Source organism: Marinococcus halophilus (genome assembly GCF_900166605.1).
GTDB lineage: Bacteria > Bacillota > Bacilli > Bacillales > Marinococcaceae > Marinococcus > Marinococcus halophilus.
Genome location: NZ_FVZD01000006.1, coordinates 1,245,212 through 1,270,463, shown reverse-complemented (window position 1 = coordinate 1,270,463; position 25,252 = coordinate 1,245,212). Strand labels below are relative to the sequence as shown.

The following is a 25,252-nucleotide window of genomic DNA, read 5'->3' as shown; positions in this document are numbered from 1 at the left end:
AATATGCTCTATTTAGATAATAGCTCAACAACTAATATCCTTCCTGAAGTAAAAGATACTATGCTTACTTATTTAACAGAAGAATTTGGAAACCCTTCAAGTAAATATTATTCTATAGCTGAAAATGCCCATTCAGCAATCGAGTATTCAAGAGAAATGGTGGCTTTACTAATAGGCTGTCAAAAAGATGAAGTCTTCTTCACTAGTGGAGCTACTGAAAGTAATAACATGATTTTAAAAGGAATAGCAGATTTTTATCAAGAACAAAATAATCATATAATTACTACAAAAGTTGAACACCCAGCTATACTTGAAACATGTAAGTATTTGGAAGCTAAAGGTTTCGAAATTACTTATTTAGATGTAGATAGTTTTGGAAGAATAGATATTCAGAATTTCAAAGAAATATTGTCTAAAAATCCTCCACTTCTTGTATCCATCATTTGGGGAAACAATGAGATTGGTTCTCTGAACCCGATTAGTGAAATAGCAGAGATATGTGATAGTCATAATGTTTTTTTCCATACAGATGCAACACAAGTTATAGGAAAGTTAGAGACAAATATAAATTTCGAACCAGGTATTAATTTTTTATCAGGTTCCGCACACAAACTACATGGCCCAAAAGGAAGCGGATTTGTAATTATTAGGAAAGACGCTCTAGGCCTTCCAATTAAATTAACTCCACTTTTGCATGGTGGAGGTCAGGAAAAAGATTATAGAAGTGGCACGCATTCAGTTCATAATATTGTTGGCTTAGGAAAAGCTGCAGAAATAGCTAATAATAAACTAAAGGATAATATTGATAATCTACTAAAATTAGAAAATGAACTTAAAAATATATTATCAACTCAATTTGGTGAACAAATTATCTTTAATAACGATATTTCTAATAAAATTCCGGGTCTACTGAGTGTTCAATTTAAAGGTGTAAATAATGAAGTACTAGTAAAAAATCTTGCAAATGATATAGCTTTATCTACTGGCTCGGCCTGTAGTTCTAGTAAACCTAGTCATGTTTTAGAGGCATGTGGATATCCTATAGATCAGATACGCTCAACAATACGTTTTTCGCTTTCTCCATATAATGAAGTTTCTGAGCTTAAGATTTTTGAAAGATTATAATACAATCCCAGAATCGACTAAATTGTATAAGTTTTATTAGACTTTTGTTCTTTTTTTGTTATTTCTTTATAACATAAATCCAGTAGTTTTTTTTCTTCTATATCCAAGATCTCCATATGGCAAATTTTATTTCTAACTTTCACTAATTTATATAATTTTTGTTTAAAATCTTTACTAAACTCTATTTCGTTCAATAAAGAAATATACTCATGAAAATAAAGGTTTTTCTGTTTTTCTTCTCTAATATAATTTTCAATTATATACAACTTTTGATAATGCTTAGCCATTTCTCGCGCAAGATCGTACTTCATTTTCATACCTCTTTTTTGTTATTATTACTATCATGTTTAATCAACTGGCGAAACATACAACCAAATTTAACAAAAACCACCCGCCCCTGCTTCCACAGGAACGGGCGATCTCGGGAGCTTCCTTTTTAGGAAGCTCTTTTTTTATTCCTCGCTCTCGCTTTCGGTCTGCAGGGAGACGGTCCGCTGCGGGACGAAGGTGCTGATGGCGTGCTTGTAGACGAGCTGCTGCTTGCCGTCGCTGTCGAGGACGACGGTGAAGTTGTCAAAGGCTTTGATCAGGCCGCGCAGCTGAAAGCCGTTCGTCAGAAAGACGGTCACCTGAATTTTTTCCTTGCGTACCACGTTCAAAAACTGATCCTGGATATTGACTGATTGTTTCATGATTGAATCTCCTTCCACTGCGGGGCTTAGTAAGTGATTTATGTATTAGCGATGCTCGCGCTCGAACTGCCGCAGAATCGAAGCAAACGCTTCGTCGGCAAAAGGCCGGGAGCGATCGGTAATATCATACCAGTGTGCGTCCTCTTTGTTGCGGAACCAAGTGAGCTGCCGCTTGGCGTATCTCCTGGAGTTGCGCTTCATCCGCTCGGCGACCCAGTCGACGCTTTCGTCCCCGCGGAAATACGGGAACCATTCCTTGTAGCCGATCGCCTGGGCGGCCTGTACTTCCTCGCCGAAGCGTTCGTACAGCCAGCGCGCTTCGTGCTCGAGGCCGTCAGCCATCATGCGGTCGACCCGGCGCTCGATCCGCTCATACAAATACGGACGGTTCATTGTTAATCCTATCATGAATGAGGCGTAGGGCGAATGCTTTTTTTGCATTTTTTTGGATAAAGTTGGACCTTCCTCCGACGTTTCGAGAATTTCGAGTGCCCGCACCACCTTGCGCACGTTGTTCGGATGAATCGCAGCCGCCCGCTCCGGGTCGCGGCTCGCAAGGTTCGCATGCAGCGCGTCGCTTCCGTACTGGTGCGCGTACAGCTCCCACTTCTCGCGCACGTCCTCCTGCTTTTTCGCGTCATAAAACGAATAGTCGTGCAGGAGCGCCCGGATGTACATGCCGGTGCCGCCGACGATAATCGGCAGCTTGCCCTCCCCGTGCAGCCGTTCAATGATCGGCTCGGCCTTTGCCTTAAAGTCCGCCGCCGAATACGGCGTGTCCGGCGACAGCATGTCCACGAGATGGTGCGGGGCCTCGCGGCGTTCCTCGAGCGTCGGCTTGGCCGTGCCGATGGTCAGGCCTTCGTACACCTGCATCGAATCGCCGCTGATGATTTCGCCGTTGTATTTATGGGCGAGTTCGATGCCGAGCCGCGTTTTGCCGACCGCCGTCGGGCCGACAACGGCGAGTACCGGTTGCTTCACGTGTATGCCTCCTTCCATCCGTACCGGACCGCGGCGCTCCGCCGCCCGGTCGGGGTTAACTGATACTGCTTAAAATGCGGGCTGTCCGCATGGTCCTTGACGACTATCCTGCGACGGGCCACCCGAAGCGCCTCCTCAATCCATTTATCTGTCAGCGGGTCGGTCGCCGCCACCGGGCGCAGCCGGTCGATCGCCGGGCTGGTGTCCACCGCTTCCGCAAACATCGGATCCAGGTATACGACGTCCACGGAGCTGTCGGGAAGCAGCCGCAGCAGGCGGAGGCTGTCGCCCCGAACGACCGTGATCCGCCGCATCGCGTCCGTAAACCAGCCGGGATAGTCTCCTGAAAGCCGGAGCCCTTTGCGGACGAGCGACGCCACGACCGGCTGTTTTTCGATGCCGAGCACCGTTCCGCTTACTCCCGCGCCGAGAGCAAGCATGATGCTGTCGGCGCCGAAGCCGAGCGTCGCATCAAGCACCGTATCACCTTCCTGCACGTCTGCCGCCTCCAGCAGCGGGTCGCTTCCCCCGCGGTGCACCTGCAGGCCGCGCAGCCACGCCATCGACGGATGAAAGGCGAGCGGCTCGGCGGCTTCCGTCGCCGGATAGTACGTATCGCCGCCCGCTGCCACAATGTAGATGTCCTCCCCGGTTTCCCGCTGCCAGTGCTGGATCGATCGCTTCTCCCGCGGTACGTACGGCGCGTTCCACGCCCGCGCCTTTGCCTCGGCTTCCGCGCGGACGAATGAGTCCGACTTTTTGGCGGTGGTGATAATCACGGCGCTCTCTCCCTTTCTATGCAGCTACATGATGCGCTTGAACATTTTTTCCATGTCGTAGTCGGAAAAGTGAATGATGATCGGGCGGCCGTGCGGGCACGTGTACGGGCTCTCGCACGTGCGCAGCCGGTCGACGAGCGCCTGGATTTCGTCCTTCGCCAGGTAGCGGTTCGCCTTGATCGCCGCCTTGCACGACATCAGAATCGCCGCCTCCTCGCGGAGCTCATGCACGCTGATGCGTTTGTTGTTTTTCACTTCTTCGATGCATTCGCGGATGACGCTTTCTTCGTCGCCGGCCGGGAACCAGGTCGGATGCGCGTGCACCCGGAACGTCTGGCCGCCGAACGGCTCGAGGAAAATCCCGATGTTTTCAAAATCGCTCTGCCGGTCGTTGATGAGGATTTCCTCCTCCTTGGTCACTTCAAGCAGAATCGGCACGAGCAGCTGCTGCACGTCCTTGTCCACGTCGCCGATTTTCACGCGGAAGTATTCGTAAAAAATGCGCTCCTGCGCGGCGTGCTGATCGATCATGTACAGCGCGTCCTCGTTTTCCGCGAGAATATACGTGCCGTGAAACTGTCCGATCGGACGCAGCTCCGGCAGCTCCGGGCCGGTGCTTTCCGGTGCCGGGGCTTCGGGCTCCGGCTGTGGCACCTCCTGCTCCTCGGGCCAGGCTTCCGCATGCTCAAACACCGTCTCCGCTTCCGGTTCCCCGGCCGGGGCGTCGTCGCTGAACGATGCCTCGTGGGCAGAGGCGTGTGACGCCGGGGACGGTTCCGGCTCAGCTGGGGTAGGCGGTTCCTCCCGCCGGGGCTCAGCCGCCGGTGTTGGCGCCGCTTCGGCAAAGGTGAGGTTCATCTGCTTGGACGCAGGCGCTGATTTGGCCCGCTTCTGGTCGCCGGCCGGAATGAGGCGCTCCTGTTGGAGCCGCTCCCGCACCGCCTGTTCGACAAGCTGCAGCAGCTCCTCCTCCTTGCTCACGCGCACGTCGAGCTTGGACGGGTGCACGTTCACGTCAATCAGCCCGACGTTCATTTCAATATGCAGCGCTGCGATCGGGTGCTTGCCGATCGGAAGGAGCGTATGGTAGCCCGCTTCGATGGCTTTGGTGAGCGGGTAGTGCCGGATGTAGCGGTGGTTCACAAACGTCGACATGTACTGGCGCGAGGCGCGGTACGTCTCGGGCTTTGCGATCCATCCGCTCACCCGGTAGTCGTCGGTCTCCGCTTCGATATGCAGCATGTCGCGCGCCGTCTGGCGGCCGTAAATGGCTGCGAGCACAGGCTGCAGGCTGCCGTTTCCATTCGTGAGAAGCAGCTGCTTGCCGTGGTGGTACAGCCGGAAGCTCACGTCCGGGTGCGCGAGCGCCTGCCGGTTCATCACATCCGCGACGTTTGCCACCTCGGTGTTCATCGTGCGCACGTATTTGAGCCTTGCGGGCGTGTTAAAAAACAGGTCGCGCACCTCCACCTGGGTGCCCTGCCGGCTTTTGGACGGCGTGCAGGCGATGCGTTTGCCGCCCTGGTAGCGGATCAGCACTCCGGCCTCACGTCCGTCCCCGGTTTCCATCGTAACGTTCGAAACGGCCGCAATGCTCGGGAGCGCTTCGCCCCGGAAGCCGAGCGTCTCAATCTGGAACAGGTCCTTTTCCCGGGACAGCTTGCTCGTGGCGTGGCGCTCAAAGGCAAGCTCCGCGTCCTCCTGGTCCATGCCGCGGCCGTTGTCAGTCACCCGGATGAGCGACAGCCCGCCCTCCTCGACGTCCACCTGGATGGTCGAAGCGCCGGCGTCAATCGCGTTTTCCACGAGTTCCTTCACGACCGAGGCGGGGCGTTCGACGACTTCCCCGGCCGCAATTTTGTTGGCGAGGCCGTCCGGGAGTTTTTTTACATACGTCACCGCTTATTCCTCCTCCTGGTTCGCGTACTGCTGTAGCTCGTACAGCTTTTCAATCGCATCCATTGGGCTCATGCGGAGCACGTCGGTCCGCTTCAGCTCGCTCATGATTTCTTTGGCCCGGGCGCTGCCGTCATCAATCGAAAAGAGCGCGAGCTGTTCGGGCTCTTCTGCCTCCCGGACCGTCGTCTCCGGTGCGGGTTCCTCGGGTGCTGCGTAGGCGGCCGTTTTCTGCTGCTCAAAGCTTTTCAGGATTGTCTCGGATCGCTCGATCACCTGCGGCGGCAGCCCGGCGAGCTTGGCCACGTAAATGCCGTAGCTGCGGTCGGCCCTGCCCGGTTCCACCCTGTGCAGGAAGATGATTTCCCCGTCCTCTTCCACCGCCCGCACGTGCACGTTCCGAAGCGCCGGCAGGTGGTCCTCCATCACGGTCAGCTCGTGGTAGTGCGTGGAAAAAAGCGTTTTGGCCCCGACCTGCTCGTGAATGTATTCCATGATCGCCTGCGCAAGCGCCATGCCGTCGTACGTGGACGTGCCGCGCCCGATTTCGTCGAGCAGGATCAGGCTGTCGGCGCTCGCGTTCAAGAGCGCCTGCTGGGTTTCCTTCATTTCCACCATAAACGTGCTCTGGCCGCTCGTTAAGTCATCGGCCGCCCCGATGCGGGTGAAAATCCGGTCAAACAGCGGCAGCTCCGCCTCCTCGGCGGGCACAAAGCAGCCGATCTGCGCCATGATCGCAATCAGCGCCACCTGGCGCATTACCGTGCTTTTGCCGGCCATGTTCGGTCCCGTGATCAACAGCATGCCGTGCTCTTCCATGTGGGTGTCGTTGGCCACAAATTCGCCGGCGGTGAGCATTGTTTCCACGACCGGATGACGGCCACCGCGGACAGCCAAAGTTTTGTCCGCGCTGAAGGCCGGGCGCACGTAACCGAGCCGCTCGCTTACATGGGCAAAGTTCTGCAGCACATCCATTTCACTCAGCAGGTCCGCAAGCTCCTGGAGCGGACGCACGTAGCCCGCGACGCGTTCACGCAGATCGAGAAACAGCTCGTACTCGAGCTGGACGGCACGGTCCGCCGAGCCGAGAATCAGATCCTCTTTTTCCTTTAGCTCTGGGGTGATGTAGCGCTCGGCGTTCGTGAGCGTCTGCTTGCGCTCGTAGCGGCCGTCCGGAATCAGGTAGGTGTTGGCCCGGGTGATTTCAATATAGTAGCCGAACACCCGGTTGTAGCCGACCTTGAGCGACTTGATGCCGGTCTCGGCCCGCTCCTTCTGTTCGAGCTCCGCGATCCACTGCTTGCCGTTCTGGCCCGCCTCGCGGTACTGGTCGAGCTCCTCGTGAAAGCCGGAGCGGAACATGCCGCCCTCCTGGACGCCAAACGGCGGGTCGTCCACCAGGCTCCGGTCAAGAAGCTCCTCAAGCTCCTGAAAGGCGGACACGTCTACAAGACGCTCGTTGATGGCCGGGTTGTTCATCCCTTCGAGCAGGTCGGCAATCGCCGGCACCGCCTGCAGCGTCCGCCGCAGCTGCACAAGCTCACGGGCATTAATGTTGCCGTAGACGGCTTTGCCGGCGAGCCGTTCAATGTCGTACACGTCGCGCAGATGCTCGCGCAGGTCCTCGCGGGCAAAGAAGTTTTCCGCAAACGACGCCACCATGCCGTAGCGCTCTTCGATGGCCGGGCGGGAGAGAAGCGGCTCCTCGATCCAGCGCCGCAGCTTCCTGCCGCCCATCGCAGTGACGGTATGGTCGAGCACGCCGAGAAGCGAGCCGTCCTTCGTTTTGCCCATCATCGTCTCCGTCAGCTCCAGGTTACGCCGCGAATGCAGGTCGAGCTGCATCGTCCGGTTCGGCTCGTACACCGTAAACGGCTGCAGGTGGCCGAGCGAGCGCTGCTGAGTGCGCTCCACGTAGCCGAGCAGAAGCGCCGCCCCGTCCCGGAGCGTACGGCTCTCAAGGGCGCTGGTAAGCTCCTCCCATTCCGGCTGCAGCTCCGGCACCGGTCCGGTCGAAATCATGCCGCGGTAGATGTCAGCCATCACGCCCTCCTGCTCCTCCGGAACGATAATTTCCTTCGGGTGCGCGGTCGTCATTTCACGCTGCCATTCGCCGACGTCATCGGACAAAAGCGCCGCAGCCGCTTCCCCCGTCGTCAGGTCCGCCTTCACAAACGCCGTTTCCGTTCCGTTCGGCACCATGGCTACGAGGAAATTGTTTTCCGTCTCATCGAGGGCGCGCCCTTCCATGATCGTCCCCGGGGTGATCATGCGCACCACCTCGCGCTTGACGACTCCCTTTGCCTTGGCCGGGTCCTCCACCTGCTCGCAGATCGCAATTTTATACCCTTTTTCGATCAATGTTGCAATATACCCTTCGGCGGAGTGATACGGCACCCCGCACATCGGGATATCGTTTTCGTTTTTCTGGCCGCGTTTGGTGAGCGTAATTTCCAGTTCGCGGGCGGCAAGCTCCGCGTCGTCAAAGAACATTTCGTAAAAGTCGCCGAGCCGGTAAAACAAAAAGGCGTCCGGGTAGGCCGCTTTAATATCCTTATACTGTTTCATCATCGGTGTATCTGTCTCTGGCATCCAAAAGCCTCCGTTATATGTGTTTCATTGCGTATCTATTGTACAGCGTTACCCCCGCTTCTCCAATAGAGAGTGCTTCGTTTTTGCAGTCCTTTTTATTATAGCATTATTGAAAAGGAAACTAAATTACAGTATGTGAAATTTATAAAATCCTGAAAGCAGAAAACCGCCTCCCGTTAAACGGAAAGCGGTTCTTTTTATAATGTGCTGTTGTCGTCCTCATTCTCCCAGATTGAGGCGGTGATCTGGTCGCTGATCAGCTGCAGAATGTAGTTGACCTCGGTCTGGCTCTGGCGGAACTGCCCGACGATCGGAATGTTTTCAATCTCTTCGTGCAGGTCGTTGATCTGCGCTTCCACCTGGCGCTTCGCTTCCGTTTTTTCGTAGTGCTGGAAGTTAACCGCCTGCTTCTGCTTGTCCTTGATTTCCTGAATCAGGTTCTGGATCCGCACATTGTTGTTAATCTGGGTTTCGGCGCGGATGAAAAAATCCACTTCCTCGGTTTCCTTCAGCCGTTCGGCAAGGCGCCCGGCCTCCTGCATCACTTCTTCTTTCGTGTAGGCCATTTGCTTACACCTCCGCAAATTCCACAACATGGCCGTCGAGCGACCACGTTTTGGCTTCGTCAATTTGGACGTAGATGACTTCACCGATCACATCTTTTGGTGCCCGGAAGTTCACGAGCTTGTTCGTGCGCGTCCGTCCGGAGAGCACGTCGGCGTTTTTGCGGCTTTCGCCTTCGACGAGCACCTCAAGCACCTGGCCTTCGAGCTCTTTGTTGCGGCGGTTCGAAATGTCGCCCATGAGCGCGTTCAGGCGGGCGAGCCGCTCTTTTTTCACGTCCATCGGCACGTTGTCCTCCATCTTCGCCGCCGGCGTATGCTCGCGCGGGGAGTAAATGTAGGTGAACGCGCTGTCGTAGTCCATCTCGCGCATGAGAGACATTGTGTCTTCAAACTGCTCTTCCGTTTCGTTCGGGAAGCCGACGATGATGTCGGTCGTAAACGACGCGTGCGGAATTGCCGTTTTGATTTTGCGGGCGAGCTCCACGTATTCCTCGCGCGTGTATTTGCGCCCCATCAGCTTGAGCATGTCGCTGTTGCCGGACTGCACCGGCAGATGGATATGCTCGACGAGGTTGCCGCCCTGGGCGAGCACCTCGATCAGGTAGTCGTCAAAGTCGCGCGGGTGGCTTGTCGTAAAACGGATGCGCGGAATGTCGATTTTATGCAGCTCGTTCATCAGCTCGCCGAGCCCGTAGTCGAGCCCGAGATCCTTGCCGTAGGCGTTCACGTTCTGCCCGAGCAGCGTAATTTCCTTATAGCCCTGGCGCGCGATGTCGCGCACCTCGGCGATAATGTCCTCCGGCAGCCGGCTGCGCTCCTTGCCGCGCGTATACGGCACGATGCAGTACGTACAGAACTTGTCGCAGCCGTACATAATATTGACCCACGCCTGCGTGCCGCCGGCGCGTTTTTTCGGCATGTTTTCGATCACATCGCCTTCCTTCGACCAGACCTCGATCACCATTTCCTTGCCCTGGATGGCGTCGCGGAGCAGCTCCGGCAGGCGGTGGATGTTGTGCGTGCCGAAAATCATGTCGATGTGCTGGTGCTTCTGCATGATGCGGTTCACGACGTTTTCCTCCTGCGACATACAGCCGCATACGCCGAGCATCAGCTCCGGCTTTTCGCGCTTGAGCGCCTTCAGGTGGCCGATCTCGCCGAACACTTTGTTTTCCGCGTTTTCACGGATCGCGCACGTGTTCAAAAAGATGAGGTCGGCCTCTTCGGTGTCCTTCGTTTCGGCAAAGCCCATCTCTTCAAGGATGCCGGCCATGTTTTCGGTGTCGTGATAGTTCATCTGGCAGCCGTACGTGCGGATCAGGTACTTTTTGCCGTAGCCGATGCCGCGCATGTCCTCGGGTATGTCAAAGTCATAGTGCACCGACGCGTCCTGCTTCGTCCGCTTGCGTCCTGCTTTATGGTCGGGCTGGTCGTTGATGACGATCGACCGGCCTCCGATTTTCATGTATTGCTTGCCGTCCTCGTTGCTTTCCACTTCGGCTTTGGAAAAATCAAAGTATTTTTCGTATGCCGGATCGACCGCCGGAGTCGTTTGTTCAGACGTATCCGTTTGCTTTTTATCAGTCACGGTGGTCTCTCCCTTCTCTATAGGTACGGGCGGACGTGCCGCCCGCAATTTTTTTATCGTCGCTTCATATTATAAGCCGAAAACCGGCAAAACTCAATCACCGTTCGACCCGGAGCGGACGGTAGCGGTTGATGGCCGCCGCGATTTCAAACCGGCGCGGGCGCGCAAAATCGCCCGGGTGCTGGTTTTTAAACGGCGACAGGCCGTCAAGCGACTGCTCGTCGATCGTCTGCTCGATGTAGTCGAGCACCTCCGGAAGCGGCGCCGGCTTTTGGAACTGCCTGCTCGCGTGCCGGATGGCCTCGGCAATCGCATTCGTCTGGCTGCCGGTGATCAGCTGCTCGACCGCGCTCAGGTCGATGGTTTCCGTTCCGTACATGACCGTCTGGCGGCCCTTGCCGCTCACCTTTTCCTTTTTGCCTTTACGGGCGTCAAAGCGGTGGACCGCAATGCGCCGGCCCGTTAAGGCCCCAAAAGCTTCCCCGGCTTCCTTCGCCCGGTTGGTCGGGTGCTCGCCGGCAATCCGGCGCGCTTCTTCGGTCACGTCGTACGGCACGTACTCTTCAAGCATGATAACATAATCCGCCACGTCAAAATAATCTCCTGCTCCGCCGACGACAAGAATGGTGGAAATGCCTTCGTCGTCATAGAGGGCGCGCACTTTATCAATAAACGGCGTGATCGGCTCCTTGCGCTTGGCGACAAGCGCCTGCATGCGGGCGTCGCGGATCATAAAGTTAGTCGCGCTCGTGTCTTCATCGATCAACAGCGTTCCGGCGCCCGCCTCGAGGCCCTCCATAATGTTCGCCGCCTGCGACGTGCTGCCGCTCGCGTTTTCGGTCGTAAAAAAGGAGGTGTCCTTGTCGGCCGGCAGGTTCGCGATGAACGGGCTGATGTTGACCCCGGTGACCGAGCGGCCGTCTTCGGCACGCACCTTCACCGCGCCCGGGTCGGCAATCACAAATTCACGGCCGTCGCCGGCGCGGTGGTTGTACACGCCGCGCTCAATGGCTTCGAGGAGCGTGCTTTTGCCGTGGTAGCCGCCGCCGACAATAATCGTCACGCCCTTTGGCACCGCCATGCCGGTAACCGGCTTTCCGTGCGGAAGCTCAATCGTCACCTCGCGCTCCTTCGGCGATTGAAATGAGATTACATCTTTGCCGCTCATCGGGCGGTTGCTGACGCCGCTTGCACGCGGCAGCACCGAGCCGTTGGCCACAAACGCGATGCAGCCGTTGTCCTGCAGGTAGCGGCGCACCGCCTGTTGCTGGTCGGCGAGCTCGAGCTGGGCTGTCAGCTTTTGTTTGGAATGCTGCTGGACAGCGCGCTGAATCGCCTCCGGCAGCTGTTTGGTGAGCCGGTCGACCGCCTCCTGGCCCTGGATTGTGCGCCCCCGGGCCGGCAGGTGGATCGACAGCCGGATTTCAAGATGATCCTTCGACAGCTTCACGGCTGTCCGGTCGATCATTTCTTGGCCGGGGCCGTCGATAATAATGCCCGGCTTGCCCTTCTGCTTGTGGAGCTCCTCCTGCATGGCAAGGGCGAAAAAGTCGATGGCCGCCACCCGGCGCGCGTCGCTTTCTTCAACCTCCGGGCCGAGCTCGAGCGCTTTTCTCGAAAGCGTCACCCGGGCACGGGAGGGGCTGGCAAACGGGTCCGCCTGCACGTGGTCCATGTGCAGCCGGAAGTCCGAAAACTCATGCGTGCCTTTAATATCGTTGTAGGCTTTGTAGCCCTTGCGGTCGATGCGTTTCAGCGTTTGAATCAGTTGTTTCATTGGTATGCTCCTCTCATCGTATGCCGGCATACAAAAAGACGCCGCGGGGACGTCTCGTTGTACCACCGGCTGGTGATATGTATGGAATTGCCGGCAGCGCCCGGGCGCTGCCGGAGGCGGCGGGGGACGTTTACCTCGGCTCAATAATCAATTTTATCGCCGTACGTTCCTCGCCGTCAATTTCAATATCGGTAAAAGCGGGAATGCAGACCAGGTCAATGCCGCTCGGCGCCACAAACCCTCTGGCGATGGCTATCGCCTTGATGGACTGATTAATGGCGCCGGCTCCGATCGCCTGAATTTCCGCGGCCCCCTTTTCACGAATAACTCCGGCCAAGGCACCTGCGACAGAATTTGGAGTGGATTTAGCGGATACTTTTAATACTTCCATTTCTAGTACCTCCCTGCGTAGGATCAATGATAACGCCATTGTATTAGTCATAATTCATGAAAGAAGGGGCAGATTCCTGCTTTTTTCTAAATATTCTTTTTTTACTCGAAAAAAGGGTGGGCTTCGTCGATACGGATGCGTTCGATTGTGGTCGCTTTTCCGGTTTTCGGATCCGCTTTCACAAAGACTCCATTTAACTGTTCCCGCCCTTCGGCCACTTCAAACTTGGTAGGAAGATTTGTCTGAAACTTTCGTATGATGGCCTCGCGCTCCATGCCGAGAATGCCGTCGCTCGGCCCGGTCATTCCTGCGTCACACAGAAAGGCGGTCCCGCCGTCGAGAATCCGGTCGTCGGCCGTCTGTACGTGGGTGTGGGTCCCGACCACCGCGCTCACCCGTCCGCTTAAAAACCAGCCCATCGCCTGCTTTTCGCTCGTTGTTTCCGCGTGAAAGTCTACAAAGATGAAGCTCGTGCGCGCTGAGGCCTCTGTGACAAGCTCATCCGCCTTCTGGAACGGGTCGTCGTTCGGATTACCCATAAATGTGCGGCCGATCAGGTTGATCACCGCCACTTCCTGGTCATTGATGCGCAGGTACTTGATTCCCTCACCAGGCACGCCTGCCGGGTAGTTGGCCGGCCGGATCATCATCTTGGCGTCATCAATAAATTCGAAAATGTTTTTGTTGTCCCACGTATGGTTCCCCATCGTAATGACCTGCGCCCCAGCTTCGAGCAGCTGCTTGTAGATCTTTTCGGTAATGCCTTTGCCGTGCGCCGCGTTTTCGCCGTTCATGATCGTGACGGTTGGCTGGTACCTGCGCTTCAGGCGCGGCAGGTACTCCTCCACCATTTTCCGCCCCGGCGAACCGACGATGTCGCCAATAAATAAAAATTTCATGTCTGTGACTTCCTTTCTTCGCGTGTGTACGCATAAAAAAATAAAGCGGTGGCAATCACCGCTTTATTTCGCATAATCTACTGCCCGGGTTTCCCGTATCACCGTTACGCGGATATGGCCCGGGTAATCCAGTTCACTTTCGATCCGTTTTGTGATATCTCTTGCCAGCTGCGGTGCCAGCTGATCGTCCACCACATTCGGCTTCACCATGATCCGTACCTCGCGTCCGGCTTGAATGGCGAAGGTTTTCTCGACCCCTTTGAAGGATTCCGAAATTTCTTCGAGCCGTTCCAGGCGGCGGATGTACGTTTCAAGCGTTTCCCTGCGTGCTCCCGGCCGTGCTGCGGACAGCGCGTCTGCGGCAGCGACGAGCGACGCAATCACCGAGGTAGCCTCGGTATCCCCGTGGTGGGAAGCAATACTGTTGATGACGACCTCGTGCTCTTTGTATTTCTTACCAAGCTCGACGCCGATTTCCACGTGGCTGCCTTCGACTTCATGATCGATGGCCTTCCCGAGGTCATGAAGCAGTCCGGCGCGGCGGGCCAGCTGTTCGTCCTCCCCGAGCTCGGCGGCCATCAGCGCAGTCAAATGCGCGACTTCCATCGAATGCTTCAGCACATTTTGGCCGTAGCTTGTCCGGAAGTGAAGGCGTCCGAGAATCTTCATGAGGTCCGGATGCAGCCCGTGAATCCCCATTTCAAACGTTGCTTCCTCGCCGTATTCACGGATAAATTCATCCACTTCCCGGCGTGCCTTTTCGACCATTTCTTCGATGCGTGCCGGATGAATGCGGCCGTCCTGCACGAGGCGTTCAAGCGCAATGCGCGCCACCTCGCGGCGAATCGGATCGAAACCGGAGAGAATGACAGCTTCCGGGGTATCATCAATGATAAGATCAATACCGGTTAACGTTTCAAGCGCCCGGATGTTGCGTCCTTCCCGGCCGATGATCCGCCCTTTCATTTCATCGTTCGGCAGGTTCACCACAGACACCGTCGTTTCGGCGACATGGTCAGCAGCACAGCGCTGCAGGGCCAGGGATAAAATATTCTTCGCTTTTTTGTTGGCTTCCTGTTTGGCTTCTTCTGTGCGTTCTTTGATCAGAAGCGCCGTTTCGTGTTCCATTTCCTGTTCGGTTTCGCGGCGGATCATCTCTCTCGCATCCTCCCGCGACATGCCGGAAACACGTTCAAGTTCCTCCTGCTGTTTGGCGAGAATCTCCTCCACTTTGCTGTTATTTTCCTCAACCTGTTGTTGTTTTTCGTAGAGAGACTCCTCTCTGCGCTCCAAGGATTCTTCCTTTTTGTCCAACGTCTCACTTTTTCGGTCAAGGGTCTCTTCTTTCTGCATCAAGCGGTTTTCTTGTTTTTGAACTTCATTTCTTCGTTCATTCAGAGTACTCTCTGCTTCTGCCCGAATTTGATGTGCTTCGTCTTTAGCTTCCAACCGCGATTCTTTTAAGATTGTCTCTGCCTGCCGCTCAGCTTCTTTCACAATCTGGCCGGCTTCGTGCTCGGCGCTTTTGAATTTCGCTTCGGCAATCGCTTTTCGGACAAAATATCCAATCAAACCAACTATCAATGCACCGATAACAAGCAAAATGGAGATGATTGCAGTGTTCATACATGTCACCTCCTCTTGCTATCTGATTGTTCACTTTCGGTTGTTGCGAAAGTTGCATTGATGATTCTTTTTCGTGTCCGCATTGTTCTGCTTGCGAATAAATACGCTCATCGAAGTGCGGAACAAAACAAACGTTCCACTTCTTTATTGTATCTTTACCGTAAGACGCTGTCAAGAAAGCTCACTGGCAGGAATCCCTGTTTTTATAGGGATTGACACCGCTTTCCTCCATCTCCCGCCCTCCGTTTGCTCCGTGCTGGCGGCACAAAGGCCGCAGATTTTTAACTCCCCGGCCGCTTTTTCCACACAAAAAGGCGCCGGAATCCCGGCGCCCTGGCAGTGCTTTAACGGTTCGTATCTGCTGTTTCTTCTTCTTCGGCAAGCAGGCTGGATTCATGCGGAGCTTCCGGTTCTTCCTCCGCCTCGTCCGGTTCGGCCTGGATATCATCAAGCTTGTAGTGGTCGCGGATTTTCCGTTCAATCGCTGCGGCCGTGGCTTCATTTTCTTTCAGGAACTGCTTCGAGTTTTCCCGTCCCTGACCAAGGCGTTCGCCTTCGTAGGAATACCATGCGCCGCTCTTGAGCACAATATCGAGCTCGGCGCCGATATCAAGGATCGAGCCTTCCCGCGAGATGCCTTCGCCGTACATGATGTCTACTTCTGCCTGGCGGAATGGCGGTGCTACTTTGTTTTTCACCACTTTGATTCTCGTTTTGTTACCGACCATTTCGTTGCCCTGCTTGAGGGTTTCCGCCCGGCGCACTTCAAGCCGCACCGAGGAGTAGAATTTCAGCGCACGGCCGCCGGGAGTCGTTTCCGGGCTGCCGAACATGACGCCGACCTTCTCACGGATCTGGTTGATAAACATCGCGATCGCGTTCGATTTACTGATTGCCCCGGAAAGCTTACGCAGTGCCTGGGACATTAAACGCGCCTGGAGGCCGACGTGGCTGTCGCCCATTTCGCCTTCAATTTCTGCTTTAGGTACGAGTGCTGCGACGGAATCAATAACGAGAATGTCAATGGCACCGCTTCGTACGAGGGCTTCAGCAATTTCAAGCGCCTGCTCGCCGGTGTCGGGCTGGGAAAGGATCAGTTCATCAATGTTGACGCCAAGCGCCCGCGCATAGCTCGGGTCGAGGGCGTGCTCCGCGTCGATAAATGCCGCCGTGCCGCCGTCGCGCTGGGCAGCGGCGATCGAATGCAGGGCAACTGTCGTTTTACCGGAGGATTCCGGCCCGTAAATTTCCACGACACGTCCGCGCGGATAACCGCCGACCCCGAGGGCAATATCTACGGCGAGAGCGCCGGAGGAAATGGTGGAAATGCGGCGGTCGGTCTGGTCTCCGAGTTTCATGATCGACCCTTTACCAAACTGTTTTTCGATGCGGCTCAGTGCTTGATCCAATGCGGCTTTTCTTTCGCTCATCTTATCTCTCCTTCAAGGATATATACTATTAAACGGACACCCTCTTCCCCACGAAGAGCATATCCATACATGCCTGCTGTTATTCAGGAAGCGTCCCCGCTGTTTTCCTGCTTTCTATATTATATCTTTTTTTATTCGATTTGCCAACAGATATGCGAACATTTATTCGTGTTTTATTTCCCGATTTCTCCATCAAAGGCACGAGGTTAAAAAAGCTCTTCAACGGCGGCTGCCGCTGAAGAGCGAACGGATTACTGGGACTGGCGCTGCGTGTTCCGGCTCGGACGGGCCGGGCGCGGCTTCGCCGGCTCGAGGTTCACGCGCGTGCCGTTGATGCGAGCGTGCCGAAGGGCTTCGTACACAAACGGAGCGCTGTCCTGAGGTACTTCCACAAAAGTAAACTTGTCAAAAATATCAATTTTGCCGATCGATTTGCCGGGAATGCCGACAGCGTTCGAAATTTCTTCGATTAATATTTTCGGCGTCATGTTCACATTGCGGCCGACATTGATAAAGAATCTTGTCATGCCGCGGGCACCGCCGGTTTCACCAAAGCTGTAGCTTTCATCGGATTCGCCGACGGTGGAGGCGAAGTTCAGCTTCATTAATGCCCGGACCACGTCCTTCGGATCGTACTCGGTAAGCAGTTCCTCAGTGATGTCATTGAACAGGCCAAGCTCCGACTCCTCCTCCATCTGGGAGGCAATCTGGCGCTTCCATGCTTCCTGCTGCTTCTCCACCACTTCTTCGATGGTCGGCACCCGGTGCGACGGGATATACATCTTGATTTCCGACTCGATCGAACGCAGATGCTTCATTTCGCGCGGCGTTACAAGCGTCAGCGCTTCGCCTTTGCGTCCGGCTCTGCCTGTACGGCCGATGCGGTGCACGTAGCTTTCCGGGTCCTGCGGAATGTCGTAGTTGATCACGTGGGTGACGTTCTGTACGTCAATGCCGCGCGCCGCGACGTCTGTCGCCACCAGGAATTCAATCGACGCGTCGCGGAATTTCTTCATAACCGCATCGCGGTGCTGCTGGGTGAGGTCGCCGTGCAGGCCGTCTGCGAGGTAGCCTCTTGCCTGCAGAATTTCCGTCAGGTCGGCTACGCCCTTTTTCGTCCGGCAGAAAATAATGCCGAGGTCCGGGTCGCGTGCGTCAAGAATCCGGCAGAGAGAGTCCTGCTTGTTGCGCTCGAGCACTTTAAAGTACGACTGCTCGATGTTTGGTGCCGTCACTTCGCTTTTGTTGATGGAGACCGTGACCGGGTCCACCATATATTTTTTCGACAGCTTGCGGATTGCCGGCGGCATCGTCGCCGAAAACAGCAGCGTCTGCCGGTCGACGTTCACCTGTTTCAGGATCGCCTCAATGTCCTCCACAAAGCCCATGTCGAGCATTTCGTCCGCTTCGTCGAGCACGACGGTATTTACTTTGTCGAGGTGCAGCGTTTTGCGGCGCAGATGATCCTGCACCCGCCCCGGCGTACCAATCACAATCTGCACGCCCTGCTTGAGCGCTTTAATCTGGTGCCCGATCGACTGGCCCCCGTAAATCGGCAGCGAACGGACATTTAAATGCTTGGAGAGCTTCTGGATTTCCGAGGAAACCTGAATGGCAAGCTCGCGGGTCGGAGTAATGATAATAGCCTGCACGTGCGGCTCCTCGGTTACCTTATTTAAAATCGGTATGCCAAACGCTGCTGTTTTACCGGTACCGGTTTGTGCCTGTCCGATCAAATCCTTCTGTTCAAGAGCATCGGGAATTGCTTTTTCCTGTACCGGGGACGGCTCTTCAAAGCCCATTTCCCGTACAGCCTGTTTAATTTCGTCTTTCATTTGAAAATCATTGAATGTTGTCATTTTCTACCACCTTTTCTTTCCATAACAATCGGCACCCTTCATATAAAGCCATAAAGCGGACACGATCCCTGGTGCCGGCGATGTGAATTTGCTTTGAGATCGTTCCGTGCGGACCGGAAACCCCGATCCAGACAAGCCCGGGCTCTTTACCTTCATCGCGGTCCGGCCCAGCGACACCGGTAAATGAAATACCAATGTCGGTATTGAATTTTTCTTTCACCTTTTCGGCCATCGCTTCTGCACAGGCGGCACTCACGGCGCCATCCTGTTCGAGAAGCGGCCGGTCAATGCCAAGAATGTGCTGCTTGGCCGCTTTGGAATACGTCGTGACGGACCCCTGAAATACGCTTGACGCCCCCGGCACGTCCACGATGGATTTTGCAAACCAGCCGCCGGTCAGGCTTTCCGCTGAAGCGATCGTCTGGGAGCGCTCTTTCAGCACATTCACCGTATGGTTAAAGACCGAATCGTCATCGTAGCCGTAAAAATGCTCCCCGACGCGCCTTTGCACCTGTTCTTCCACGCCTGCGATCATCTGCAGCGCTTCATCTGCAGTCGCAGCCGCCGCCGTCAGCCGGAGCGTGACTTCCCCGTCCCCGGCCAGCGGAGCAATCGTCGGGTTCGTCTGGGCTTCAATCAAATCCTGCAGCTCCTCTTCGAGCGAGGATTCCCCGATGCCGTAAAAACGGAGCACCCGGGACGACACAAGCCTGCCGCTTCCGGCAAGTGCTGCCACGTAAGGCTCGACGTCATACTTGTACATGGACTTCATTTCCCGGGGAGGCCCCGGTATTAAAATGTAATGCGTGCCGCCTTCTTCAACCGCCATACCGCACGCCATGCCGTTCTGGTTAAAAAATACCGTGCTGTTCTCAGCGTAGTGTGCCTGACGCATATTGGACGCCGGCATTGCCCGGCCCGTCCGGTTGTAGTAATCCTTGATTTTTTGCGCTGACGCTTCGTGCACGAGCAGCTTCCGGCCGGTAAAGTCTGCTATCACGTCTTTGGTAATATCGTCCTGCGTCGGCCCCAGGCCGCCGGTCAGTATGACGATATCCGCCCGTTCGGAGGCTTCTCCGACGGCTTCTTGCATCCGGGTTTCATTATCCCCCACCACGGTGTGGCGGTACACATTCACCCCGAGAGAAGCTAGTTCCTTTGATAAATACTGGCCGTTTGTGTTGGCAATCTGGCCCAGCAAGAGCTCTGTCCCTACTGCGATAATTTCAGCATTCATTACACGTTCCTCCGATACACCTTACATCGTCTTCATAATCACAGCGCGGTTTTTCCAGAAATAATCGACGCCGGATATGATGGTTAAAATAACAGCGATCCACATAAGCACGTCGCCTGTCGGAATGCCGGCATAGGAAAATGGAAAGTGGTGAAGCAAGAGCACCACAATAGCAACCATTTGGAATGTGGTTTTCCATTTCCCAAGTCCGCTTGCCGCAATGACGTTCCCTTCTCCCGCAGCCACCAGCCGGATACCGGTAACCGCAAATTCGCGGCTCAAAATAATGATCGCCATCCAGGACGCCAGCATAGAAATGTCAATCAGCACAAGCAGGGCGGCCGTGACAAGCAGCTTGTCCGCAAGCGGGTCCAAAAACTTGCCAAACGAAGTCACCAGCTTGTACTTTCTTGCAATATAACCGTCGAGCCAGTCGGAAACGGCTGCGATCGCAAAGATGACCGCTCCGATGAAATGATGCACCGGCAGCCCGGCGTTTCCTATCGACCATGTGCCAAACGGAAAAGGCACCAGGACAGCGATAACGAATAGCGGAATCATCAGCACCCGGGCGATCGTAATTTTATTAGGTAAGTTCATAGCGTCCTCCTACTTGCAAATCGTGCTGTTCCGTCCACATTCCAGTCTTTCATATTGTATCACATATCTTTTTTTCTCATGGAACAAAACGCACAATTTGTTTATGGCAAAGCAAAGCCTTCGTTCTGAAACGCTCAGAAGCGAAGGCCGGATTTATTCTTCTGGCACTGCCGTAAATGTAATTCTCTGGTGGGTGCCGTCCGAAGGATAGGAAAATTCCCGGCCGTTAACGGCCAGCTCCATATTGTTTGTGTTGCCGACGTTGACGGTAATCTCTTCTTCTTCATACGTTTCCTCAAGTTCATCACCGGCTGACTGGCTAGAGAACATGTCGAGCATGTCGCCTTCTGCATTCGTCACATCCACGTAGGAGTCTCCACTGAAATTCATCGTCAGCTCGAACGTTTCCGCCCCGATCACATCATACGAGGCGTTGTCTCCTTCAGCGGACGTTTCTTCCAGCTGCACATCGGCACCGCCGTTCTCTTCTTCGTCAGTGCTTTCGTTTTCTTCCCCGCCCGCTTCTTCGTTTTCCTCCGGGGCGTTTTCTGCACTGCCTGCGTTCTCTTCTGCGCTGCCTTCATCGTCGCTGCCTGCGCCCGACTCAAATTGCACACCGGTGCCCTCATCGCTCTGCTGCTGTTGAGTCTGCGTATCGCTGTTCACATTTTGAAATAACAGCCAGATGCCTGCCCCGATAATTAAAAGAAAAATAAGCGCAAACACAAAGGGCAGGAAGGATGTTTTTTTCTGTTTCTGCTGCTGGCGCGGCTGCTGATTTCTGCTGCGCGTCTGCTTCCGTGACGTCCGCGACGGCATCGCGGCCGGCTGCTGTTTCGGTGCCGGCAGTTCACCGCCGTACTGCCGGAAAATGTCCTCGGCATTCAGGCCGAGCGCTTCGGCGTAGCTGCGGATGAACGCCCGGGTATAAAATGCTCCCGGCAGCGCTCCGTAGTCGCCTTTTTCAATTGCCTGTAAATACCTTCGTTGAATTTTCGTGCGCTGCTGCATCAGCTCGAGGCTTGCCCCCTGGCGCTCGCGTTCCCCGCGAAGGTATGGTCCTAATTCTGCCATAACGGCTCACCTGCCCCTTTAACTAATATCAAAGGATGAAAACCCCGAGTCCACCGTATCGTAAGAAATCACCTGGCTTTCATCGTTTCTCAGCTCAATCATGCAGTCAAAATCATCCGCCGTATACGATGTTTCCCGGATAAAAATATCCGGATGCTCAACGACCTTGACCGCAGGCAGGCGCATGATCTCTTCCACGAGGTCGCGGTGCTTCCGGGCCGCCCGCATGGTAGTGACAATTCCGTCGATAATAAACACGTGGCTGTTTGTTCGTTCGTCCTCCCCAAGCTGGGTGCGCATCGTCTGGCGCAGAAGCGTTGACGACACAAATGTCCACCGTTTGTTGGCGCATACGCTTGCAGCCACAAGGGATTCGGTTTTCCCGACCCGGGGCATGCCGCGGATACCGACAAGGTAGTGGCGGTCCTTTTTGAACAGTTCGGCCATAAAATCGACCAGCAGCCCGAGGTCCGGGCGCACGAAGCGGAACGTTTTCCGGTCATCGGCATCGCGTTCAATATAGCGGCCGTGGCGGACAGCGAGCCTTTCCCGCAGGCCCGGCTGCTTAACCTTTCGAACGGAAATGATCTGAATCGTATCCAGAATGGCGCGCAGCCGCTGAATCCGGTCATAGCTGTCACAACGGAGAAGCAGCCCCCGGCGGTTGCCCTCCACGCCGTTGATCGTCACGATATTGATCGCAAGCATGCCGAGCAGCGAAGAAATATCCCCGAGCAGGCCGGGGCGGTTTTGATGAATTTCATATTCCACGTACCATTCGTTGCCAGCCATCAGGCGTTCCCCCTCTTATCTCTACTGCTTTTATTGTACGTCATTTTTTCCCATTTGAACAGAACATGCGGGGGCTTCAGGACGGAAATAAACCGTCGACGCGGAGCACTTCCCCGTGGACATAAGCGGCATCCGGCGAGCATAAAAACGCCACGGTTCCAGCCACCTCCCCCGGTGTGCCAATCCGTCCGAGCGACACGCGCCCGGCGACGTCCTGCCGTTCCTCCTCCGACAGATGCCCGAGCATCGGGGAGGCGACCGCTCCCGGCGCCACCGCGTTTACCCTGACGCCGGACGGTCCGGTTTCTTTGGCAAGCGACCGGGTGAACGCTTCAATCATTCCTTTGGCCGCCGCATAGGTGGATTCCATTGCTGCTCCTTCCCGGGCCCATACGGAGCTCACAAAAACAATCGTTCCTTGGCGGGCACGGATCATTTCCGGGAGGAGTGCCCGGCTGACCGCAAGCGCGCTCATCGCATTTGTCTGAATAATCGAATTTCGGTGGGCGTACGTGGTTTCCTGAAATAGTATGTATTCCTCCATGCCTGCAGCATGAATAAACGTATCAATATTTTGGGGCAGCCGGGCGGTAAACGCCTCCTGGCCTGCCTCGGTGGCAAGATCGCCGTAGACTAATTCTGCCTGCTGTCCGTTTTGGCGGCAGCGCATAGCTGTCTGTTCTGCGTTTTCTTTTCCTTGATAATAATGAAGCAGAAGCGGGCGGCCGGAGGCAGCAAGCCGTTCAGCTGCTGCGCTTCCAATTGCCCCGCTCGCTCCAGTCACCAGCGTCCAGTCAGGCATCGGTTTCGCCCTTCTGGTCGACGATGGAGGTTGTTCGGTTGTCGATGCGGAATTCATTTTGCAACAATCCGGAAATGTCCTCGAACGTCACCTGCTGCATAATGTCCACTGCATCCATGACCGATGCGCCGTGAAACGCGTAGCGCGTGCCCTCGGTAGCGAGAAATTCAGTGGAATTCAGCTGTTTGACGAGCTGGCCTAGCAGCTTTTTGCGCATCCGTTCAAAGCGCCGTTCGTCCATGCCTTCAGTCTGGGCGTGTGCGATAATGTCAAGCAGCCGTGCCTCCGTTTCTTCCGGCTTCGGCGTATTGCCGCCAATGGCCGCGAGCGAAAACGAACGCTCAATCATCGCCTCGCTTGAAAAGCTGTCATCGATCAGCCCTTCGGAGTACAGCGTTTCATACGCCTCCGAGCCTTCTCCGAACAGCGTTTCAAGCAGCAGCTCCAGCCGGGCTTCCTCGTACAGCAGGTTCTCCGTTGCGCTGTGCAGTGACAGCTTGTAGCCAAGAAGCACCTTCGGCAGGCGGATGCTCATCTTTTCGACTGCCCTGGAATGAAGCGCCGTTGCCGGCTCGTTCACTTCAACGCGTTCCACGTGGTCCATCGGCGCAAATTCCTTTTCCGCCTGGTTGCTTCGTACGAGCTCGAAAATGTCTTCAGGCTCCACCGCCCCTGCCACATATAAAATCATGTTGGCCGGATGGTAAAACGTATGATAACACGTATACAGATCATCCTTGGTAATCCGGTTAATGGACTCAGCGGTGCCGGCAATATCAATACGGGCCGGATGGCGGTGATACAGATTGCCGAGCAGCTGGAAAAAGAGGCGCCAGTCAGCATCATCATCGTACATGCTGATCTCCTGGCCGATAATGCCCTTTTCCTTTTCTACGCTTTCCTCGGTGAAATACGGGTGCTGCACAAAGTCGAGCAGCGTATGCAGGTTCACTGCGGTGTCGTCAGTGCTTGAAAACAAATACGCCGTGCGGGTAAAGGAGGTGAACGCGTTCGCTGAAGCCCCCTGTTTGCCGAACGTATCAAATACGTCCCCCTCTTCATCTTCAAACATTTTGTGCTCCAGAAAATGGGCGATTCCGTCCGGCACCTCCACGCTCTGCTTTTGCCCGATCGGAACGAAGGCGTTGTCAATGGAGCCGTAGTCGGTGGTGAAGGTGGCAAATGTTTTACTGAACCCCTGTTTTGGAAGCACGTACACCCGGAGGCCGTTTGGCATCACTTCGGAGTAGACAGTTTCATGCAGCTGATCATACTGTTGTTTCTGCATCTTTATCCTCCTTTCCGTGTAGGAAAAATACGGTATCAAGCACAATCGAGTTCGCGCATGCAAGCACGTCCTCCGCGCTCACCTGCTCAATTTCTTCAATCCATGTTTCAATCGGGCGGACGCGGCCGGCCATTTTTCCCTGAAAATGCAGAGCTGCCAGTCCGCCCGGGGCGTCGGTCGTCTCCCGGATCTGGTTGATGAGCATTCTTTTCGTCTGGGCCAGCAGTTCCCCGGACACGGCCTCCTGCTGCAGCGCCTGCAGCTGTTCACCGATGACCGTCTTCACCTGCTCGTACTGCCCTTTTTCAATGCCGGTCATCACCATGACCAGCCCCTTCTGGCTTTCATAGCGGGACGCGGCGTAATACGCCAGGCTCCGTTTTTCGCGCACTTCCTGAAACAGCTTCGAGTGCGGAAAGCCGCCGAACAGTCCGTTGGTTACCTGCATCGCGGCAAACTGCGGATCGTCCTGCGTAACCGGCGTCCGGTAGCCGAGCTGCAGCTTGCCCTGGTGGATGTCATCGGCCTCCTCCACGTAACGTACACGCGGCGGGCGCTCCGACCCGTCTTCAACCGGCGGCAGGGGGCTTCGTTCCGGAAACGGGCCTGTTACTGCCTCCACGTCATACGATCCCACGTCGCCGACCACATAGACGTCAATCGCATCTTCAGCCAGAAACTGCTCGTATACGTCGTAGAGCTTCTGCTCATCGAGAGCCTCCATCTGGTGGGCATCGCCAAGCGGATGCACCGAGTATGCTTCGGCGCTGCACATTTCCTGCACAAGGCGCATGTTGGCGTAGCGGTCCTTTTCATCGTAAATCGTATTGATTTTCTGCACCAGGGTCCGCTTTTCCTCTTCGACGATCTTTGAGTTAAACGCGCGGCCCTCTGCAAGCGGTGCGTGCACCATTTCTGCTAAAAAAGCGGTCGCTTCGGCAAACAGATCCTCCTGTGCCGGCAGAAACTGCTCGTTTACAAACTCCATGCGAAAGCTCATCACATGATAGTTGCCGCGTTTGCCGACGTCCACGTTGAACGAGGCACCGTACAGGTCATCGAGCTTTTCTTTTATGTGGGACTGCGACGGGTAGCGCAGGCTCCCTTTTTTCAGCACTCTGGCCAACAGCGCCCGGCCCGCTGCGGTATGTTCGGACAGCGGAGCGCGGCACTGCATAATGACGGCCGTTGTTTTAAACTGCTTCGTTTGAAATAAATGCACCGGAATATTCGTGTTCGTTGTCACTGGCTGCAT

The 25,252-nt window shown here is 55.2% G+C and carries 22 protein-coding genes; 1 reads left to right on the top strand and 21 read right to left on the bottom strand.

Translation table 11 applies throughout. The annotated features are described in order from the left end of the window. Window positions 1–3 precede the first annotated feature (3 nt). Window positions 4–1,125: a cysteine desulfurase family protein gene (locus tag B5066_RS12480; RefSeq protein WP_079476231.1), complete on the top strand. Its 1,122-nt coding sequence runs from the start codon at window positions 4–6 to the stop codon at window positions 1,123–1,125. A gap of 17 nt (window positions 1,126–1,142) precedes the next feature. On the opposite strand, the gene B5066_RS12475 is transcribed toward B5066_RS12480, so the two are convergent. The 21 genes from B5066_RS12475 to yfmF form a co-directional block, all read right to left on the bottom strand. Further along, window positions 1,143–1,436 carry a hypothetical protein gene (locus B5066_RS12475; RefSeq protein WP_079476230.1) on the bottom strand — a complete coding sequence of 98 codons (294 nt, stop codon included), beginning with the start codon at window positions 1,434–1,436 and terminating at the stop codon, window positions 1,143–1,145. Window positions 1,437–1,577: 141 nt separating this feature from the next. Beyond that, a complete protein-coding gene (gene hfq / locus B5066_RS12470) occupies window positions 1,578–1,817 on the bottom strand; it encodes an RNA chaperone Hfq (protein WP_022792841.1) in 240 nt (79 codons plus the stop codon). Window positions 1,818–1,862: 45 nt separating this feature from the next. After that, entirely contained in the window at window positions 1,863–2,801 is a 939-nt protein-coding gene (miaA, locus tag B5066_RS12465; protein ID WP_143745432.1) for a tRNA (adenosine(37)-N6)-dimethylallyltransferase MiaA, read from the bottom strand. After that, on the bottom strand, window positions 2,798–3,580 hold the full coding sequence (locus B5066_RS12460) for a class I SAM-dependent methyltransferase (protein WP_079476228.1): 783 nt from the start codon (window positions 3,578–3,580) through the stop codon (window positions 2,798–2,800). The genes miaA and B5066_RS12460 overlap by 4 nt, the downstream gene beginning before the upstream one ends. A gap of 24 nt (window positions 3,581–3,604) precedes the next feature. Further along, window positions 3,605–5,479, bottom strand: coding sequence for a DNA mismatch repair endonuclease MutL (mutL, locus tag B5066_RS12455; RefSeq protein WP_079476227.1), 1,875 nt, complete (start codon window positions 5,477–5,479; stop codon window positions 3,605–3,607). A 3-nt stretch (window positions 5,480–5,482) separates the two neighbouring features. Beyond that, window positions 5,483–8,068 (bottom strand): DNA mismatch repair protein MutS, encoded by a 2,586-nt coding sequence (gene mutS / locus B5066_RS12450; protein ID WP_079476226.1) that lies wholly within the window; start codon window positions 8,066–8,068, stop codon window positions 5,483–5,485. 197 nt (window positions 8,069–8,265) lie between these two features. After that, window positions 8,266–8,634, bottom strand: a complete 369-nt coding sequence (locus tag B5066_RS12445; RefSeq protein ID WP_158219058.1) for a YlbF/YmcA family competence regulator — start codon at window positions 8,632–8,634, stop codon at window positions 8,266–8,268. A 4-nt stretch (window positions 8,635–8,638) separates the two neighbouring features. Further along, window positions 8,639–10,222 (bottom strand): tRNA (N6-isopentenyl adenosine(37)-C2)-methylthiotransferase MiaB, encoded by a 1,584-nt coding sequence (miaB, locus tag B5066_RS12440; RefSeq protein ID WP_079476224.1) that lies wholly within the window; start codon window positions 10,220–10,222, stop codon window positions 8,639–8,641. A gap of 97 nt (window positions 10,223–10,319) precedes the next feature. After that, window positions 10,320–11,999, bottom strand: coding sequence for an ABC-ATPase domain-containing protein (locus tag B5066_RS12435; protein ID WP_079476223.1), 1,680 nt, complete (start codon window positions 11,997–11,999; stop codon window positions 10,320–10,322). Between the two features lie 130 nt (window positions 12,000–12,129). Continuing rightward, window positions 12,130–12,390: a stage V sporulation protein S gene (locus B5066_RS12430; protein ID WP_022792833.1), complete on the bottom strand. Its 261-nt coding sequence runs from the start codon at window positions 12,388–12,390 to the stop codon at window positions 12,130–12,132. Between the two features lie 101 nt (window positions 12,391–12,491). Continuing rightward, window positions 12,492–13,289, bottom strand: coding sequence for a TIGR00282 family metallophosphoesterase (locus B5066_RS12425; RefSeq protein ID WP_079476222.1), 798 nt, complete (start codon window positions 13,287–13,289; stop codon window positions 12,492–12,494). 63 nt (window positions 13,290–13,352) lie between these two features. Next, window positions 13,353–14,915, bottom strand: a complete 1,563-nt coding sequence (gene rny, locus B5066_RS12420) for a ribonuclease Y (protein WP_079476221.1) — start codon at window positions 14,913–14,915, stop codon at window positions 13,353–13,355. 344 nt (window positions 14,916–15,259) lie between these two features. Then, a complete protein-coding gene (recA, locus tag B5066_RS12415) occupies window positions 15,260–16,345 on the bottom strand; it encodes a recombinase RecA (protein ID WP_079476220.1) in 1,086 nt (361 codons plus the stop codon). A 251-nt stretch (window positions 16,346–16,596) separates the two neighbouring features. Beyond that, window positions 16,597–18,204, bottom strand: a complete 1,608-nt coding sequence (locus B5066_RS12410) for a DEAD/DEAH box helicase (protein WP_079476219.1) — start codon at window positions 18,202–18,204, stop codon at window positions 16,597–16,599. Beyond that, window positions 18,188–19,441 (bottom strand): competence/damage-inducible protein A, encoded by a 1,254-nt coding sequence (locus tag B5066_RS12405; RefSeq protein WP_079476218.1) that lies wholly within the window; start codon window positions 19,439–19,441, stop codon window positions 18,188–18,190. The genes B5066_RS12410 and B5066_RS12405 overlap by 17 nt, the downstream gene beginning before the upstream one ends. A 21-nt stretch (window positions 19,442–19,462) precedes the next feature. Continuing rightward, a complete protein-coding gene (pgsA, locus tag B5066_RS12400) occupies window positions 19,463–20,041 on the bottom strand; it encodes a CDP-diacylglycerol--glycerol-3-phosphate 3-phosphatidyltransferase (RefSeq protein ID WP_079476217.1) in 579 nt (192 codons plus the stop codon). Window positions 20,042–20,194: 153 nt separating this feature from the next. Then, window positions 20,195–21,115, bottom strand: a complete 921-nt coding sequence (locus B5066_RS12395; protein ID WP_079476216.1) for a helix-turn-helix domain-containing protein — start codon at window positions 21,113–21,115, stop codon at window positions 20,195–20,197. A gap of 18 nt (window positions 21,116–21,133) precedes the next feature. Continuing rightward, window positions 21,134–21,907, bottom strand: coding sequence for a DUF3388 domain-containing protein (locus B5066_RS12390; protein WP_079476215.1), 774 nt, complete (start codon window positions 21,905–21,907; stop codon window positions 21,134–21,136). A 76-nt stretch (window positions 21,908–21,983) separates the two neighbouring features. Beyond that, window positions 21,984–22,709 carry an elongation factor P 5-aminopentanone reductase gene (ymfI, locus tag B5066_RS12385; protein WP_158219057.1) on the bottom strand — a complete coding sequence of 242 codons (726 nt, stop codon included), beginning with the start codon at window positions 22,707–22,709 and terminating at the stop codon, window positions 21,984–21,986. Beyond that, window positions 22,702–23,997: an EF-P 5-aminopentanol modification-associated protein YfmH gene (gene yfmH / locus B5066_RS12380; RefSeq protein ID WP_079476213.1), complete on the bottom strand. Its 1,296-nt coding sequence runs from the start codon at window positions 23,995–23,997 to the stop codon at window positions 22,702–22,704. Before yfmH ends, ymfI begins: the two co-directional genes overlap by 8 nt. Then, window positions 23,978–25,252, bottom strand: a complete 1,275-nt coding sequence (gene yfmF / locus B5066_RS12375) for an EF-P 5-aminopentanol modification-associated protein YfmF (protein WP_079476212.1) — start codon at window positions 25,250–25,252, stop codon at window positions 23,978–23,980. Before yfmF ends, yfmH begins: the two co-directional genes overlap by 20 nt.